Source organism: Sinomonas flava (assembly GCF_039531875.1).
Classification (GTDB): Bacteria; Actinomycetota; Actinomycetes; order Actinomycetales; family Micrococcaceae; genus Sinomonas; species Sinomonas flava.
This window is the reverse complement of sequence record NZ_BAAAQW010000005.1, coordinates 482,425-497,227: the sequence shown is the minus strand read 5'-3', so window position 1 is coordinate 497,227 and position 14,803 is coordinate 482,425. Positions and strand designations below refer to the sequence as shown.

The window sequence follows — 14,803 nt, the reverse complement described above, 5'->3', positions numbered from 1 at the left end:
GACCGACAGCTGGAGAGAGCGTGACCCACGACCTGACCACGACCGCAGGCAAGATCGCGGACTTCCGCGACCGGCGGGCGGCCTCGCTCGCGCCCTCGGGCCAGGAGGCGATCGAGAAGCAGCACGCGCGCGGGAAGAACACCGCCCGGGAGCGCATCGACCTGCTCCTGGACGAGGGCAGCTTCGTCGAGTTCGACGCGCTCCGCACACATCACTCCACCGCGTTCGGCATGGAGAAGAAGAAGCCGCTCGGCGACGGCGTCGTGTCCGGCTACGGCACCGTGGACGGCCGCCTCGTCGCGGTGTACAGCCAGGACTTCTCCGTCTACGGCGGCTCGCTGAGCCAGGTCAACGGCGAGAAGATCGTCAAGGTCCAGGAGTTCGCGCTCCGCAACGGCTGCCCCGTGGTCGGGATCAATGACGGCGGCGGCGCGCGCATCCAGGAGGGCGTGGCCTCGCTGGCGATGTTCGCGGACATCTTCCGCAACAACGTGGCCGCGTCCGGGGTCGTGCCGCAGATCTCCCTCATCATGGGCCCGTGCGCCGGCGGCGCCGCCTACTCCCCCGCCCTGACCGACTACGTGGTCATGGTGGACAAGACGAGCCACATGTTCATCACCGGCCCCGACGTGATCAAGACGGTCACGGGCGAGGAAGTGGACATGGAGACCCTCGGCGGCGCGCGCCAGCACAACGCCACGACCGGCACCGCGACCTACCTCGCTTCCGACGAGGCCGATGCGATCGAGTTCGTGCGCGAGCTGCTCGACTTCCTCCCCTCGAACAACCTCGTCGAGGCCCCCGTGCTCGAGTCCGACCAGGAGCTCGAGGAGAGCCCCGAGGACGCCGTCCTCGACACCCTCGTCCCGGATGCCGCCTCGCAGGGCTACGACATGCGCACCGTCATCGAGGGGATCGTCGACGACGGCCACTTCCTCGAGATGCAGTCCCTGTACGCGCCGAACGTGATCATCGGGTACGGACGCATGGAGGGCCACACGGTCGGCATCGTCGCGAACCAGCCGATCCAGTTCGCCGGGACGCTCGACATCGCCGCCTCGGAGAAGGCTGCACGGTTCGTTCGGCACTGCGACGCGTTCAACGTCCCGATCATCACGCTCGTGGACGTCCCGGGCTTCCTGCCCGGCAAGGACCAGGAGTTCCAGGGCATCATCCGCCGCGGCGCGAAGCTCCTCTACGCCTACGCCGAGGCCACCGTCCCCAAGCTCACCGTCATCTGCCGCAAGGCGTACGGGGGCGCGTACATCGTGATGGGCTCCAAGAAGCTCGGCGCGGACCTGAACTTCGCCTGGCCCACGGCGCAGATCGGCGTCATGGGCGCCCAGGGGGCCGTCAACATCCTGTACCGGCGCGAGCTGGCCGCAGCCGCCGCCGACGAGAACGCGACGGCCGAGGGCGTCGACGCCAAGCGCGCCGAGCTCATCCAGCAGTACGAGGAAGAGCTCCTCAACCCGTACCAGGCCGCCGAGCTCGGCTACGTCGACGCCGTCATCGCGCCGTCGGAGACCCGCGTCCAGCTGCTGCGCGGCCTCCGCGGGCTGCGCGACAAGCACGCGTCCATGCCGGCCAAGAAGCACGGGAACATCCCGCTGTGAGCACGGCCCAGAACGCCCAGGCGCACGACGGCGGGGACTCGCCCGCCGTCGGCCCGCCGCCGCTCTTCTCCGTCACGAAGGGCAGCCCGACCCCGGAGGAGCTTGCCGCGCTCACCGCGGTGATCGCCGCCGCCGCGCCCGCAGAAGCCGTCGAGACCCCCGCGGCCCCGACCCGGCGCGAGCGCATCCGCCAGGCGACCCTGCGCCCCAGGCACATGATCGCCCAGCGGCGCGGCCGGCTCTAGTCCGAGCGGCTCTGGTCGAGGCCGCTCTGGTCCGAGCGGCTCAGCCGGCGTCGAAGCGCTCGCCGGTGCGCTCGTCGTCGTCCGGCTCAGGCTCGTCTCCCGAGGCGTCGGCGCCGGGCCCGCCGCCGGAGATGGCCTGGCTGACCTCGGTCGGCTGGCCGTAGGTGCGGTCCGGGAGCCCCCGCAGGGCGCGCATCACGTCCTCGTCCGCACCGCTCTTCTCGGCGGCGGCGACGAGCGTGTTCCGGTGGGCCGGATAGTCCACGCCGCCAAGGAACTCGTGCGTCTGGATGGGGTCAGAATGCTCGGCCACGGTCCACTCCTCACGTCGGTACCGGCGCGGCGGACCGCCGCACCGGAGGCATCTGCCGGGAATATCAGCCTCCCCGGGAACACCGCCTTCGTACCCGCCAGCCCTCCCCGCAAACGGCCAGACGCCCCGGCCCGGCGGATGCGCAGGTGTCCTTTCACAGCCGCGGGACGCGGGATAGGCTCGACGGGTGACTCAGAACCGCGACGAGACCACCACGACCGCCGCCCACCGCGAGCCGACCGCCGTCGACTCGATCGCGGACAGCTACACCGCGCGCCTCCTCGCGCTGGACCCGTCGCTCGCCACCGAACTGGGCTTCCCCGGACGCGAGACGGAGTACCCGGACTACTCCCCCGCCGGCCACGAGGCCAAGGCCGCCCTGGCCCGCGCGACCCTCGCCGAACTGAACACTGCAACAGCAGCCGACCCGACCGACGAGGTCACGCTCGACGCGATGCGGGAACGCCTCGGGCTCGCCCTCGAGATCCACGAGAGCGGCTGGAAGCTGGCGCAGCTGAACAACATCGAGTCCCCGGCGCAGGGCATCCGGGCGATCTTCGACCTCATGCCCACCGACACGGCCGAGCAGTGGGGCCACATCGCGGGGCGGGCGGCCAATGTCCCCGCTGCCCTCGACGGCTACCTCGCCTCGCTGCGCGCCGCCGCCGCGGACGGCAGGGTGGCCGCCGCACGGCAGGTGCGCACCGTCGTCGGGCAGGCCCGCGCGTACGCCGAACCGGGCACGGGGTTCTTCGCCCAGCTCGCCGCGGACGCCCGGCTGGGGCAGGCACCGGAGCGCGCGGCGTCGTCCACGGCGCACGACGCCGCCGCGCCCCTCCCGGACGACGTCGCCGAGGCCCTCTCCCGCGGCTGCGAGGCGGCGTCCCGGGCGTACGCGGCCTTCGCGGACGCTCTCGAGGCCGAGCTGCTGCCGCAGGCGCCCGAGAAGGACGCTGTGGGCCGCGAGCGCTACGCCCTGGCCTCGCGCGAGTTCCTCGGCGCGGCCGTGGACCTCGAGGAAACCTACGCGTGGGGCGTCGAGGAGCTCGACCGGCTCATTCAGGAGCAGGAGCGCGTCGCGGAGGAGATCAGGCCCGGCGCCTCCGTCGAGGAGGCGAAGGCGGTCCTCAACGCGGACGCCTCCCGCCAGCTGAAGGGCACCGACGCGCTCCGGGCGTGGATGCAGCGCCTGTCCGACCGCGCGATCGCGGACCTCGCGGACACCCACTTCGACATCCCCGCGCCGCTGCGGACGCTCGAGTGCCGCATCGCCCCCACGCACGAGGGCGGGATCTACTACACCGGGCCGTCCGACGACTTCTCCCGCCCGGGGCGCATGTGGTGGTCCGTCCCCACCGGCGACGACTCGTTCACCACGTGGTCCGAGACGACGACCGTCTACCACGAGGGGGTCCCCGGCCACCATCTGCAGGTGGGCACGGCGACGTACCGGCGGGACATGCTCAACGCCTGGCGCCGCACCATCTGCTGGGTCTCGGGCCACGGCGAGGGCTGGGCCCTGTACGCGGAGAAGCTCATGGAGGAGCTCGGCTACCTCTCCGATCCGGGCGACCGCATGGGCATGCTCGACATGCAGCGCATGCGGGCGGCCCGCGTGGTGTTCGACATCGGCGTGCACCTCGAACTCGAGATGCCCGGGCGCTGGGGCACCGGGCCGTGGACGCCGGAGAAGGGCTACTCCTTCCTCCGGGCGAACCTGCCGATCAGCGAGGGCCAGCTGCGCTTCGAGTTCACGCGCTACCTCGGCTGGCCGGGGCAGGCGCCCTCGTACAAGGTGGGCCAGCGGCTGTGGGAGCAGATCCGCGCAGACCTGGCCGAGCGGGCGGAGACGGCCGGGCACGGGTTCGACCTGAAGGAGTTCCACACCCGGGCCCTGAACCTCGGGTCCGTCGGCCTGGACACGCTCCGCCGCGCGCTGCTCGGATGACGGCCCGAGGAACGTGAGAATGCCCACAGCCGACGAGGGAATAGCGTAACAAACGGCCGGAAAGCCGCTGGATGCCGCGGCGCATCCGCAAGAGTAGGCGTCACACTCGATGTCACATTTCGCAATACAAGCTTCGTCTGCTAATAATCCTCCCCCTACGGTGTTCCGGTGAGCACCTCCACCAGCACCCAGACCGGCGCGCGCCGGCTCCCGAAGTGGGCCACAGCCTTCGGCCCGCAGATCATCGCGGCGCTCGTCGTCGGCGTCGCCCTCGGCCTCCTGGCCAAGTACACCGGGCACACGGCGAAGACTCCGAACGCCCTCGGCGACACCCTCAAGACGATCGGGTCCAGCTACGTCTCGCTGCTGCAGACCGCCGTCGTCCCCCTCATCTTCACCGCGGTCGTGAGCTCGATCGCGAACCTCCGCCAGGTCTCCAACGCGGCGCGACTCGCGTGGAACACGCTCCTGTGGTTCGCCATCACGGCGTTCGTGTCCGTGCTGATCGGAATCGGGCTCGGAGTCGTCTTCCAGCCCGGCGCCAGCACCGGCATCACTCAGGAGGCCAAGTACACCGGCAAGACCGGCGACTGGTGGGCCTTCCTCACCGGCCTGTTCCCGAAGAACTTCCTCGGCCTCGGCGCCAGCTCCACGGTGGCCGACGGAGGCGCCGTCACCACGAGCGTGAGCTTCAACGTCCTTCAGATCCTCGTGATCGCGATCGCCGTCGGCGTCGCCGCCCTCAAGGTCGGCGCGAAGGCCGAGCCGTTCCTGAACCTCAACGCCTCCGCCCTGGCCGTCATCCAGAAGGTCCTGTGGTGGATCATCCGCATCGCGCCGCTCGGCACGGTGGGCCTCATCGGCAACGCCGTGGCGGTCTACGGCTGGGACACCATCGGCGCCCTCGGCAAGTTCACCGGAGCCATCTACGTGGGCCTCGTCCTCGTCCTGTTCGTCCTGTACCCGGTGCTCGTGAAGTCCCACGGCCTCTCGGTCAAGCAGTACTTCTCCGGCGTGTGGCCGGCCGTGCAGCTCGCGTTCGTCTCGCGCTCCTCGATCGGCACGCTCCCGCTCACGCAGCGCGTCACGGAGCGCAACCTCGGCGTCCCCTCGGGGTACGCGTCCTTCGCCGTGCCGCTGGGCGCCACCACCAAGATGGACGGCTGCGCCGCCATCTACCCGGCCGTCGCCGCGATCTTCGTGGCGCAGTTCTTCGGGATCAACCTGGACTTCAGCCAGTACCTGCTGATCGTGCTGGTCTCGGTCCTCGGCTCCGCCGCGACCGCAGGCACCACGGGCGCCGTCGTCATGCTCACGCTGACGCTCTCGACCCTGGGCCTGCCGCTCGCCGGCGTCGGCCTGCTCCTCGCCATCGATCCGATCCTGGACATGGGACGCACCGCCGTGAACGTCGCCGGTCAGGCCCTCGTCCCGACCATCGTGGCCAAGCGCCAGGGCATCCTCGACGAGGCCCTCTACAACGCCCCGCGCCACGGCGATCCGTTCAACGACGAGTCGTCCGCGGAGTCCGCGCCTGAGGCCTCGTCCGCCGAGGCGCACGACGGCGAGCTGGCCGCCTCGCGCTGACCCCCTCCAAACGCGCGGCTCTCCGCGGTGGGGGCGCGGCCCCGCGTTGAGGGGTCATATCCCTACTTTGACCGGCCAATGACTCGGCACGAGACGCCCTGTCGCGAATGAGACGTCCTCAGGCGATCTCCTTGGCGACAGGGCGTCTTTGCGCGGGCGAGGATACGACCGCTCCTCGCAGGGACATGACCCCTCAACCTCAGCACTGCGCGGAGTGCAAACTTGCTCTCAGTGCAAAGTTGCACCTAGTGTAAATACGTGACCGCCGAAACATCCTCCCGACGCGAACTGAACAAAGCCGCGACCCGGGAGTCGATCATCGCCGCCGGCCTCGAGCTCGCCTCGTCCAGAGGCATCGGCGGCTTCACCATCGAAGAGCTCGCCGAGGCCGCCCGCGTCTCCCGCCGGACCTTCTTCAACTACTTCGGCAGCCTCGAGGAAGCCCTCGCCGCCCCCACGTTCGGCTTCCTCGACGCCGCCCTCGGCAAGCTGGGCGACCGGCCCGCCGGCGAGCCCCTCCTCGAGTCCGCCCTGCACGTGCTCACCGGGCTGGCGGACAACGAGCTCATCGCGCCAATGGCCCAGTCCTTCATCGTCGCGAGCGGCCACGACCCCGTCACCCGCTTCCAGCTCCAGGCCTTCGACGAGTGCGGCGAGAAGATCGCGGCCGCCATCCGCGAACGCGACGGCGGCGCCGATCTCCCCGAGCTGTACGTCCGCGCCCTCGCCGGGTGCGTCATCGCCTGCGGCAAGACCGCCCTCGAGGTGTGGATGGCCGAACGAGGAGGCGAGCTCACGCAGTCGTCCCTCAGCCGGCTCCGCGAGCTCCTCACCGACTCCATCACACACCTCCAAGCCGGCTTCGCCGCGCCCTGAGGCTGCACGCCCCTCCCGTCCCGCCCACCCACCGCAGAAGGCTCCCCATGGCTACCCTCCTCTACCGACTCGGCAGGTTCGCCTATGACCGCCGCTGGCTCGTCCTCGCCGTCTGGCTCGTGGTCGTCGCCGCGGTCGGCGGCTCCGCGGCCGCGTTCCACGGCCAGATGACCAACAACTTCCAGATCCCGGGCACCGAGACCCAGCGCATGGCGGACAAGCTCAAGGCAGACCTGCCCTCAGCTTCCGGCGGTAGCGCGTCGATCGTGTTCGAGTCGCTTAGCGCCGCATTCACCGACGCGCAGAAGCAGGCACTCAGCGGGAAGCTGAACGAGATCAAAGGCCTCGACGGCGTCCGCAACGTCACCGACCCCTTCACCACGCAGGCCCAGCTCGACGGCGCCGCCGCCCAGATCGCGGCCGGCAACCAGGAGATCGCAGCGAACGAGGCCAAGCTCACCGCGGGCGAGCCGCAGCTGGCCGCGGCCAAGGCCGAGCTGGACGCCAACCGCGCCAAGCTCGACGCCGGCCAGACCCAGCTCGACGCGCAGAAGAAGGCACTCGCGGCACAGGGCCTCCCCGAGGCGGGGATCGCCCAGGCCACCGCCGCGGCCCAGGCGCAGCTCGACGCCGCGCGCGCGCAGCTGGCGGCGGGCCAGGCCCAGTACGACGCCGGCCGCACCCAGGCCGACCAGGGCGCCGCGAAAATCGCCCAGGCCAAGGCCGACCTCGCCCGCGCCACACGGCAGGCAGACGCGGCGAAGGACATCCGCTTCGTCTCGGGCGACGGAAAGGCCGCGATCGCCTCGATCCAGTTCACCGGAGCCACCGACGGCCTCCCCGCGTCTCTGCGCAGCGACATCCAGCGCATCGCGGGCGAGGTCCCCGGGGTCGAGGCGCACGCGAGCAAGGAGCTCACCCAGGACATCTCCTCGATCTTCGGCACGTCAGAGGCGATCGGCGTCGCGGTTGCGGCGATCGTCCTGCTCTTCATGCTCGGCACGTTCGTCGCCGCGGGCCTGCCGCTCCTCATGGCGCTCGCCGGCGTCGCCGTGGGCGTGGGCGGCACGTTCGCCCTCACCGGCGTCGTCCAGATGAGCTCCGTGACCCCGATGCTGGGCCTCATGCTGGGCCTCGCGGTGGGCATCGACTACTCGCTCTTCATCGTCAACCGGCACCGCACGCAGCTCCTGCGCGGCATGGACCCCCGTCAGTCGGTGGCCCTCGCGATCGGCACCTCGGGCAACGCGGTCGTGTTCGCCGGCCTCACCGTGGTGATCGCGCTGGCCGCGCTCGTGGTCCCGGGCCTGCCGTTCCTGGCCGTCATGGGCCTCTCCGCCGCAGCGACCGTCGCCGTCGCCGTCCTCGTGGCCATCACGCTGCTGCCGGCTGTTCTCGGCTTCGTGGGGCGCCGGATCATCTCGAAGCGCCGGTGGGCGCGTGCCGAGGCGGAGAACGCGCGCGCCGGGCACGAACAGGAGGAGGAACGCGAGGACCTCGCCGCGTCCAACCGCGGCTGGGGCGCCTGGGTCACCAGGCACCCTTGGCTGTCCCTCGTGGCGTCCGTGGCGCTGCTCGGCGTGCTCGCCGTCCCGGCGGCCTCCCTGCGCCTGGCGCTGCCCGACGGCGGATCGGAGCCCGTCGAGTCGACCGCGTACAAGGCGTACGACGCGACCGGGAAGTACTTCGGCGCGGGCATGACCGGCCCGATCATCGTTGTCGGCGAGCTTCCCGCGGGCCTGGACGAGAACGCGGCGAAGGCCAAGCAGTACGACGTGGCGGAACGGCTCCGCTCCGTGGACGGCGTCGTCGCCGCCGTACCGGCGACCCTGAGCGAGGACCGGCGCACCGCCGTCTTCCAGGTCATCCCGACCGACGGCCCGGCGAGCGCGAGCACCGTCCAGGTGGTGCACGACCTGCGCGCGAAGGGCGCGGACATCCAGTCCCAGACCGGCGTGACAATCGGCCTCACGGGCCAGACGGCGGCGAACGTGGACATCTCGGCGAAGCTCGCCGACGCCCTCCCGCCCTACCTGACGATCGTCGTCGGGCTGTCCTTCGTCCTGCTCCTTCTCGTGTTCCGCTCGCTCCTCGTCCCGCTCCTGGCCACGGGAGGGTTCCTCCTCACGCTCGGGGCGGCGTTCGGGTCGATCGTCGCCGTGTACCAGTGGGGCTGGCTCGGGCCCGTCTTCGACGTCACCCATCCGGGGGCGATCCTGAGCTTCCTGCCGATCCTGCTCATCGGCATCCTGTTCGGCCTCGCGATGGACTACCAGGTGTTCATCACCTCCGGCATGCGCGAGTCCTACGCGCACGGGCAGGAGGCGCATCTGGCGGTCCGGACCGGCTTCCACCACGCCGCCCGGGTCATCACGGCGGCCGCGATCATCATGGTCAGCGTCTTCGCGGGCTTCATCTTCAGCCACCTGACGATGGTCCGGCCGCTCGGCTTCGGGCTCGCCCTCGGCGTGCTGCTGGACGCCTTCGTGGTCCGCATGACCCTCGTGCCCGCGGTGATGCGCCTGCTGGGCAGGGGCGCGTGGTGGCTCCCCCGCTGGCTCGACCGGCTCCTACCGGACCTCGACATCGAGGGCGCCAAGCTGGAGCGCACGACGTCGGCCGCCCGCCCCAGCGCGGCCGGGGAACCCGAGCCCGTAGGCCGGTGAGCGCGGGCCGTTGAGACATCCTTGCCGCAGGTCTATCCTGACGGCAGCAGGGCGGGCACCCCGGCGCACCTTCCGTGTGCGGGATGCCCGCCCTCGGCGCTTGGAGCGGTTGACCGAGGAGGTGCCGCGATGGCCGGTTCCGTGGACGCCGCCCGTGAGGCCTTCGCCGGACGGCACTGGGACGTGGCCGTGCAGGAGCTCGTGGCCACGGACAGCCGGGCTCCCCTGGACGCGCCGGACGTCGAGCGGCTGGCCACGAGCTACTGGATGCTGGGCCGCACTGCCGAGACGATTGCCGCCCTGGCCAGGACCCACGACGAGTACGAGCGCGCCGGCGACGCCCGGGCTGCGGCACGGGTGGGGATCTGGCTCGCGTTCTACCTCCTGATCCGCGCCCAGCCCGCGCAGTGCATGGGGTGGGCCGCACGGTCCCAGCGGCTCCTCGACGAGCTTCCGGGACCGACCCCCGAGCACGCCCTCGCCCTCACGCCGGGCGCGTTCGCCCTCGAGTTCAGGGGCGACCAGGCGCAGGCCGAGGAGCTCTTCCGCCGCGCGCTGAAGATCGCGCGGCCGCTCGGGAACCCCGAGGTCGTCTCGATCGCCGAGGTGGGCCTCGCCTTCTCGCTCGTCCGCTCGGGCGGGTTCGACGAGGCCCTCGGACTCCTCGACGAGGCCATCGCGATCATCGGGTCAGGGGCCACCGGTCCGATCGCCGCGGGGCTCGTCTACTGCCACGCGATCGAGTGCTGCCATCTGGCCTTCGACCTGCCCCGCGCCCGCGAATGGACGGCGGCGCTGGATGCGTGGCGGATGGCGGAGGGACCCCTCGTGGAGTTCAGCGGGAAGTGCGACGCCCACCGGGCCGAGCTCTTCCGCCTCCACGGGGCGTGGGACGACGCGGTCCGCGCCGCCCACGAGGCGCAGGAGAAGTTCCGCGCGGGCGACTTCAGCGCAGGGTTCAGCTCGTTCTACGAAGAGGCGGAGGTCCTCCGGCTGCGCGGACGGTACGACGATGCCGACCGCGCGTACTCCGAAGCCCTCCGCTGCGGCTGGGACCCCCTGCCCGGCCTGGCCCTGCTCCGGCTGGACCAGGGGCGCCCCGCCGAGGCCCAGTCGCTGCTGCGCCGCTCGACCCTGAGGGACGACGGCGCGTACCGGCGCCAGCTGCTGGCGGCGACCGTCGAGGTCGAGCTGGCCGCCGGCGACGAGGACGCGGCCACGGCGGCCTGGGAGGAGCTCTCGCGGCTGGCCGAGCAGCACGGGACGCCGTGGACCCGGGCGCTCGAGGCCGCTGCCGCGGCACGGATCCGGCTCGTCGCGGGACGGTTCGCCGAGGCGCTCGACGCCGCCGATCGGGCCTGGTCGCTGTGGTCGGAGCTCGGCGTGCCGTACGAGGCCGCCCGGTGCCTCGTCCTCAAGGCCCGCGCCTGCCTTGCGCTCTCGGACGCGGCCCCGGCCCGCCTCGGGCTGACGCTCGCGAGGGACATCCTCGCCGGGCTCGGTGCGCGGCCCGCCCTGGACGGGCTGCCGGCCGACGGCGGGGCGACCCGTCCCTCGGGCGGCCCGACGACCCCGCCCGCCCCGCCGCCGTCGGACGCGCCCCTGAGCGCGCGCGAGCTCGACGTGCTCCAGCTCGTCTGTGCGGGCCTGTCCAACCAGGGAATCGCGTCGCAGCTGTTCCTGAGCGAGCGCACGGTCGCCCACCACGTGGGGAGCATCCTCGCCAAGCTCGGCGTGCCATCCCGGACGGCCGCGGCAGCCCAGGCGTTCCGGACGGGCCTCGTGGCACCTGGGCAGAAATAGCCTGCATAGAAGTAGCCACTGCCCGCGGGCGGCCCGGGCACAATGGGCCGCGGTGCCGATTCGGGGGCGGGGCGCCGCGCGTACGGTCGAGGCATGGAAGCAGCGGTCCTCGCCGGAACAGTCTCCACGGCGCTCTTCGCGGCCAGCAACGCGCCGATGCTGGTCAAGGCCGCCCGGACGAGGAACCTCGCCTCGTACAGCCTGGCGAACCTCGTCCTGGCCAACGTGGCAAACGGGATCCACACCCTCTATGTCCTGAGCCTGCCCGCCGGGCCGATCTGGGCGCTGCACGGGTTCTACGTGGTCACCATGGCGTTCATGCTCGTCTGGTACGTCAGGTTCGTCCGGCATGGAGACGGTAGCTCACGGCGCCGGTGCGACCGGCTGGCGCAGGATGGTGCGCAGCTTGGCGGGCTCGGTCCGGCGGACATCGGAGAGGTAGACCTCGTGGTGCCTGCCCCGCAGTACGAACCCGTGCTGGGGGATGAACTCGCCGTGCATCCGCGCGAGGACCGGCCCCTCGTCGTCGTAGGAGCCGAGGTGCAGGACCTGCACGCTGGTGCCCTCGGCGTACCGTTCGAACCGGGCCCGTCCCAGAGCCGCCAGACCCTTCTTCTCGGCGCGCGCCGTGGCCGCCGCGAGGATCTCGGCACCGACCCACTCGGGCTGGGAGATCATCATCGTCCAGTCCCAGGCCCCCCTGTCCCGGGTCACGAAGGCGGACGGATCCTCGGCGCTCCACAGACCTTCGAGCGGCGCCACCGTGTGGACGCGCCCGAGCCTTTCCTTCGTCACCGCGCGCACGGCGTAGGAGAGGGCGTAGAGCGCCTGGACGGCTTCCCCGTAGGCGGGCGAGACGTTGGGGTCCCCGTGGCCGTCGACCATGACGAACTGCTGCTCAGGCACCTCCACGACTGCCATCACACCCGCCCGCGGCGCGTAGAGCCCGGGGAGGGCCTTCTTGACGTCATAGGTCGCAGGGACGCCGTCCGGCTCACCGTCCATGGCGACATCCTCCCCCGCTCCGGCCGCCGGGGGACAGAGCCCGGCGCGGCAGGATCTTGCCCACCAGGACTAGGCTGGCGCCGTGACCCTCCACGCCGCGCCGCCCGCCCCGCCCACCCTCATCCTCGCATCCAAGTCGCCCGCACGGACCAAGCTGCTCGAGGAAGCAGGCGTCCCCCATCGGATCCTCGTCTCGGACGTGGACGAGAACGCCGTCGCGTCCGGACATCCTGACGCGACGCCGGCGGAGACCGCGCTGCTCCTGGCCCGGGCGAAGGCCGAGGCCGTCGCTGCCCTCCCCGCCGCTGCGGACGCGCTCGTGCTCGGTTGCGACTCCGTCTTCGAGCTCGACGGCCAGGCCCTCGGCAAGCCGTACACCCCCGAGGTGGCCCGCGAGCGGCTCGCCGCCATGAGCGGCCGCGCCGGCGTCCTCCACACCGGACACTGGCTCGTGGACTGCCGCGCCTCGCACCACTCACCCGCCGACGGCACGCACGACGCCGCCCCCGCGCCCGGGCGCGGGGCCCTCGCCTCCGCGGGAGTCGAGTTCACCGAGATGAGCGCGGCGGAGATCGAGGCGTACGTCGCCACGGGCGAGCCGCTCCACTGCGCGGGATCGTTCACCATCGACGGGCTCGGGGGCGCCTTCCTGGCCCGCGTCGACGGCGACCCCCACGCGGTCGTCGGCCTGTCCGTCTCGGCCCTGCGCACCCTCCTGGGCGAAGCCGGGGTGAGGCTCACGGACTGGTGGAGCGCCGCCGTCGTCCGGTGACGCCCCGCCGGGCAGCACCGGGCACATTTGTAGATCCCCTACAAAGGATCCGGCATGGAGCCGCCGAATACCGCACTGATATGGGCGAATCCACCAAAGGAGCGCTAGGCTTCCGGCAGTACAGAACGGAGTAGCCTTGTCCCCCATTGCCGCCAGCAGGCCCCTCACGAAGGTGCTCATCGCCAACCGAGGCGAGATCGCCGTCCGCGTCATCCGCGCAGCCCGCGACGAGGGCATCGGTTCGGTCGCCGTCTACGCCGAGCCGGACCGCGACGCGCTCCATGTCCGGCTCGCGGACGAGGCCTTCGCCCTGGGCGGCACGAGCGCCGCCGAGTCGTACCTCGTCATGGACAAGATCCTGGATGCCGCCCGCGCCTCCGGCGCCGACGCGATCCACCCCGGCTACGGCTTCCTGTCCGAGAACGCCGAGTTCGCGCAGAAGGTCATCGATGCGGGCCTGACCTGGATCGGTCCCTCGCCCGAGGCCATCGCAGCCCTCGGAGACAAGGTCCGCGCCCGGCACATCGCCGAGAAGGTCGGAGCGCCGCTCGTGCCCGGCACCGCGGACCCCGTCGCCTCGGCGGACGAGGTCCTCGCGTTCGCGCAGGAGTACGGCCTGCCCGTGGCGATCAAGGCCGCGTACGGCGGCGGCGGCCGCGGGATCAAGGTCGCCCGGACCATGGACGAGGTCCCCGAGCTGTTCGAGTCGGCCGTGCGCGAGGCCATCGCGGCGTTCGGCCGCGGTGAGTGCTTCATCGAGCGCTTCCTCGACGCGCCGCGCCACGTCGAGACCCAGTGCCTGGCGGACGCAGCCGGCAACGTGGTCGTCATCTCGACGCGCGACTGCTCGCTCCAGCGCCGCAACCAGAAGCTCGTCGAGGAGGCGCCGGCACCGTTCCTCTCCGAGGAGCAGACCAAGCGCCTGTACGAGGCGTCCAAGGCCATCCTGAAGGAGGCCGCGTACCTCGGGGCGGGCACGTGCGAGTTCCTCGTGGGGCAGGACGGCACGATCAGCTTCCTCGAGGTCAACACCCGCCTCCAGGTGGAGCACTGCGTGTCCGAGGAGGTCACAGGGATCGACCTCGTGCGCGAGCAGTTCCGCCTCGCACGCGGCGAGGAGCTCGGCTACGACGACCCGGAGATCCGCGGCCACTCCTTCGAGTTCCGCATCAACGGAGAGGACGCCGGCCGCGGCTTCATGCCCGCGCCCGGCACGGTCGAGACACTCACCTATCCGACCGGACCCGGCGTGCGCGTCGACTCCGGGGTCGTGGCGGGGGACGTCATCTCCGGCAACTTCGACTCGATGCTCGCCAAGCTCATCGTCAGCGGCCGCACCCGGCAGCAGGCGCTCGAGCGGTCCCGCCGCGCCCTCGACGAGCTGACGATCACGGGCATGCCCACGGTGGTGCCGTTCCACGCCGCCGTCGTGCGCGACCCGGCCTTCGCACCCGAAGAAGGCCCGTTCAGCATCCACACGCGCTGGATCGAGACCGAGTTCGACAACACCATCCCGCCATACCCGGCGGCTGCGGGCGCCGGCGCCGAGGCGGACGACGCCGGCGAGCGGCAGAGCGTCGTCGTCGAGGTCGGCGGCAAGCGGCTCGAGGTGACGATCCCGGCGGGCCTCTCGCTCGGCGCAGGCAAGCCGGCCAAGGCCAAGAAGAAGGTCCGGGGCGTGCGCGGCGCCGGCTCGTCGGCTTCGGCGGCCGGCAGCGACGCCCTGACCGCCCCGATGCAGGGCACGATCGTGAAGGTCGCCGTGGCCGACGGCGACGTGGTCGCCGAGGGCGATCTCGTCGTCGTGCTCGAAGCCATGAAGATGGAGCAGCCGCTCACCGCGCACCGGGCGGGGACAGTGCGGGGGCTCACGGCCCAGGCGGGCCAGACGGTCTCCGCGGGCGCGCTCATCGCCACGATCGAGGACTGACCGCTAGAGGGACGGATCCGCCGTCACCACGGATCCGTCCCG

At 71.7% G+C, this 14,803-nt stretch carries 11 protein-coding genes; 9 read left to right on the top strand and 2 right to left on the bottom strand.

The window, feature by feature from the left end:
• The first annotated feature begins 20 nt into the window (after positions 1–20).
• Both ABD298_RS10675 and ABD298_RS10670 read left to right on the top strand, forming a co-directional pair.
• Positions 21–1,616, top strand: a complete 1,596-nt coding sequence (locus ABD298_RS10675) for an acyl-CoA carboxylase subunit beta (protein WP_344299669.1) — start codon at positions 21–23, stop codon at positions 1,614–1,616.
• Positions 1,613–1,861 (top strand): acyl-CoA carboxylase epsilon subunit, encoded by a 249-nt coding sequence (locus ABD298_RS10670; RefSeq protein ID WP_344299667.1) that lies wholly within the window; start codon positions 1,613–1,615, stop codon positions 1,859–1,861. Before ABD298_RS10675 ends, ABD298_RS10670 begins: the two co-directional genes overlap by 4 nt.
• 40 nt (positions 1,862–1,901) lie before the next feature.
• Here the strand turns inward: ABD298_RS10670 and ABD298_RS10665 are convergent, their stop codons facing one another.
• Positions 1,902–2,174 carry a DUF2795 domain-containing protein gene (locus ABD298_RS10665; RefSeq protein ID WP_344299666.1) on the bottom strand — a complete coding sequence of 91 codons (273 nt, stop codon included), beginning with the start codon at positions 2,172–2,174 and terminating at the stop codon, positions 1,902–1,904.
• A gap of 187 nt (positions 2,175–2,361) precedes the next feature.
• Here ABD298_RS10665 and ABD298_RS10660 point away from each other — a divergent pair, with 187 nt between their 5' ends.
• The 5 genes from ABD298_RS10660 (at position 2,362) to ABD298_RS10640 (ending at position 11,054) form a co-directional block, all read left to right on the top strand.
• On the top strand, positions 2,362–4,122 hold the full coding sequence (locus ABD298_RS10660; RefSeq protein ID WP_344299664.1) for a DUF885 domain-containing protein: 1,761 nt from the start codon (positions 2,362–2,364) through the stop codon (positions 4,120–4,122).
• 168 nt (positions 4,123–4,290) lie between these two features.
• The gene (locus ABD298_RS10655; RefSeq protein WP_344299663.1) at positions 4,291–5,709 is read left to right on the top strand and encodes a dicarboxylate/amino acid:cation symporter; all 1,419 of its coding nucleotides are present in this window, start codon (positions 4,291–4,293) and stop codon (positions 5,707–5,709) included.
• A gap of 258 nt (positions 5,710–5,967) precedes the next feature.
• Positions 5,968–6,585, top strand: coding sequence for a TetR/AcrR family transcriptional regulator (locus ABD298_RS10650; protein WP_344299662.1), 618 nt, complete (start codon positions 5,968–5,970; stop codon positions 6,583–6,585).
• Positions 6,586–6,632: 47 nt separating this feature from the next.
• Complete coding sequence (locus ABD298_RS10645) at positions 6,633–9,251, top strand: MMPL family transporter (protein ID WP_344299661.1); 2,619 nt, start codon at positions 6,633–6,635, stop codon at positions 9,249–9,251.
• Positions 9,252–9,380: 129 nt separating this feature from the next.
• The gene (locus ABD298_RS10640; protein ID WP_344299660.1) at positions 9,381–11,054 is read left to right on the top strand and encodes a LuxR C-terminal-related transcriptional regulator; all 1,674 of its coding nucleotides are present in this window, start codon (positions 9,381–9,383) and stop codon (positions 11,052–11,054) included.
• Between the two features lie 363 nt (positions 11,055–11,417).
• On the opposite strand, the gene ABD298_RS10635 is transcribed toward ABD298_RS10640, so the two are convergent.
• The gene (locus ABD298_RS10635; RefSeq protein WP_344299658.1) at positions 11,418–12,059 is read right to left on the bottom strand and encodes a GyrI-like domain-containing protein; all 642 of its coding nucleotides are present in this window, start codon (positions 12,057–12,059) and stop codon (positions 11,418–11,420) included.
• An 82-nt stretch (positions 12,060–12,141) separates the two neighbouring features.
• Here ABD298_RS10635 and ABD298_RS10630 point away from each other — a divergent pair, with 82 nt between their 5' ends.
• Positions 12,142–12,831 (top strand): Maf family protein, encoded by a 690-nt coding sequence (locus ABD298_RS10630; protein WP_344299657.1) that lies wholly within the window; start codon positions 12,142–12,144, stop codon positions 12,829–12,831.
• Between the two features lie 136 nt (positions 12,832–12,967).
• Positions 12,968–14,761 carry an acetyl/propionyl/methylcrotonyl-CoA carboxylase subunit alpha gene (locus tag ABD298_RS10625; protein ID WP_344299656.1) on the top strand — a complete coding sequence of 598 codons (1,794 nt, stop codon included), beginning with the start codon at positions 12,968–12,970 and terminating at the stop codon, positions 14,759–14,761.
• Positions 14,762–14,803 lie beyond the last annotated feature (42 nt).

Excerpts from the sequence above, each read along its gene's own strand:
- ABD298_RS10640 (WP_344299660.1), top strand. The coding sequence starts at position 9,381 with ATGGCCGGTTCCGTGGACGCCGCCCGTGAGGCCTTCGCCGGACGGCAC.
- ABD298_RS10645 (WP_344299661.1), top strand. The coding sequence starts at position 6,633 with ATGGCTACCCTCCTCTACCGACTCGGCAGGTTCGCCTATGACCGCCGC.
- ABD298_RS10635 (WP_344299658.1), bottom strand. The coding sequence starts at position 12,059 with ATGGACGGTGAGCCGGACGGCGTCCCTGCGACCTATGACGTCAAGAAG.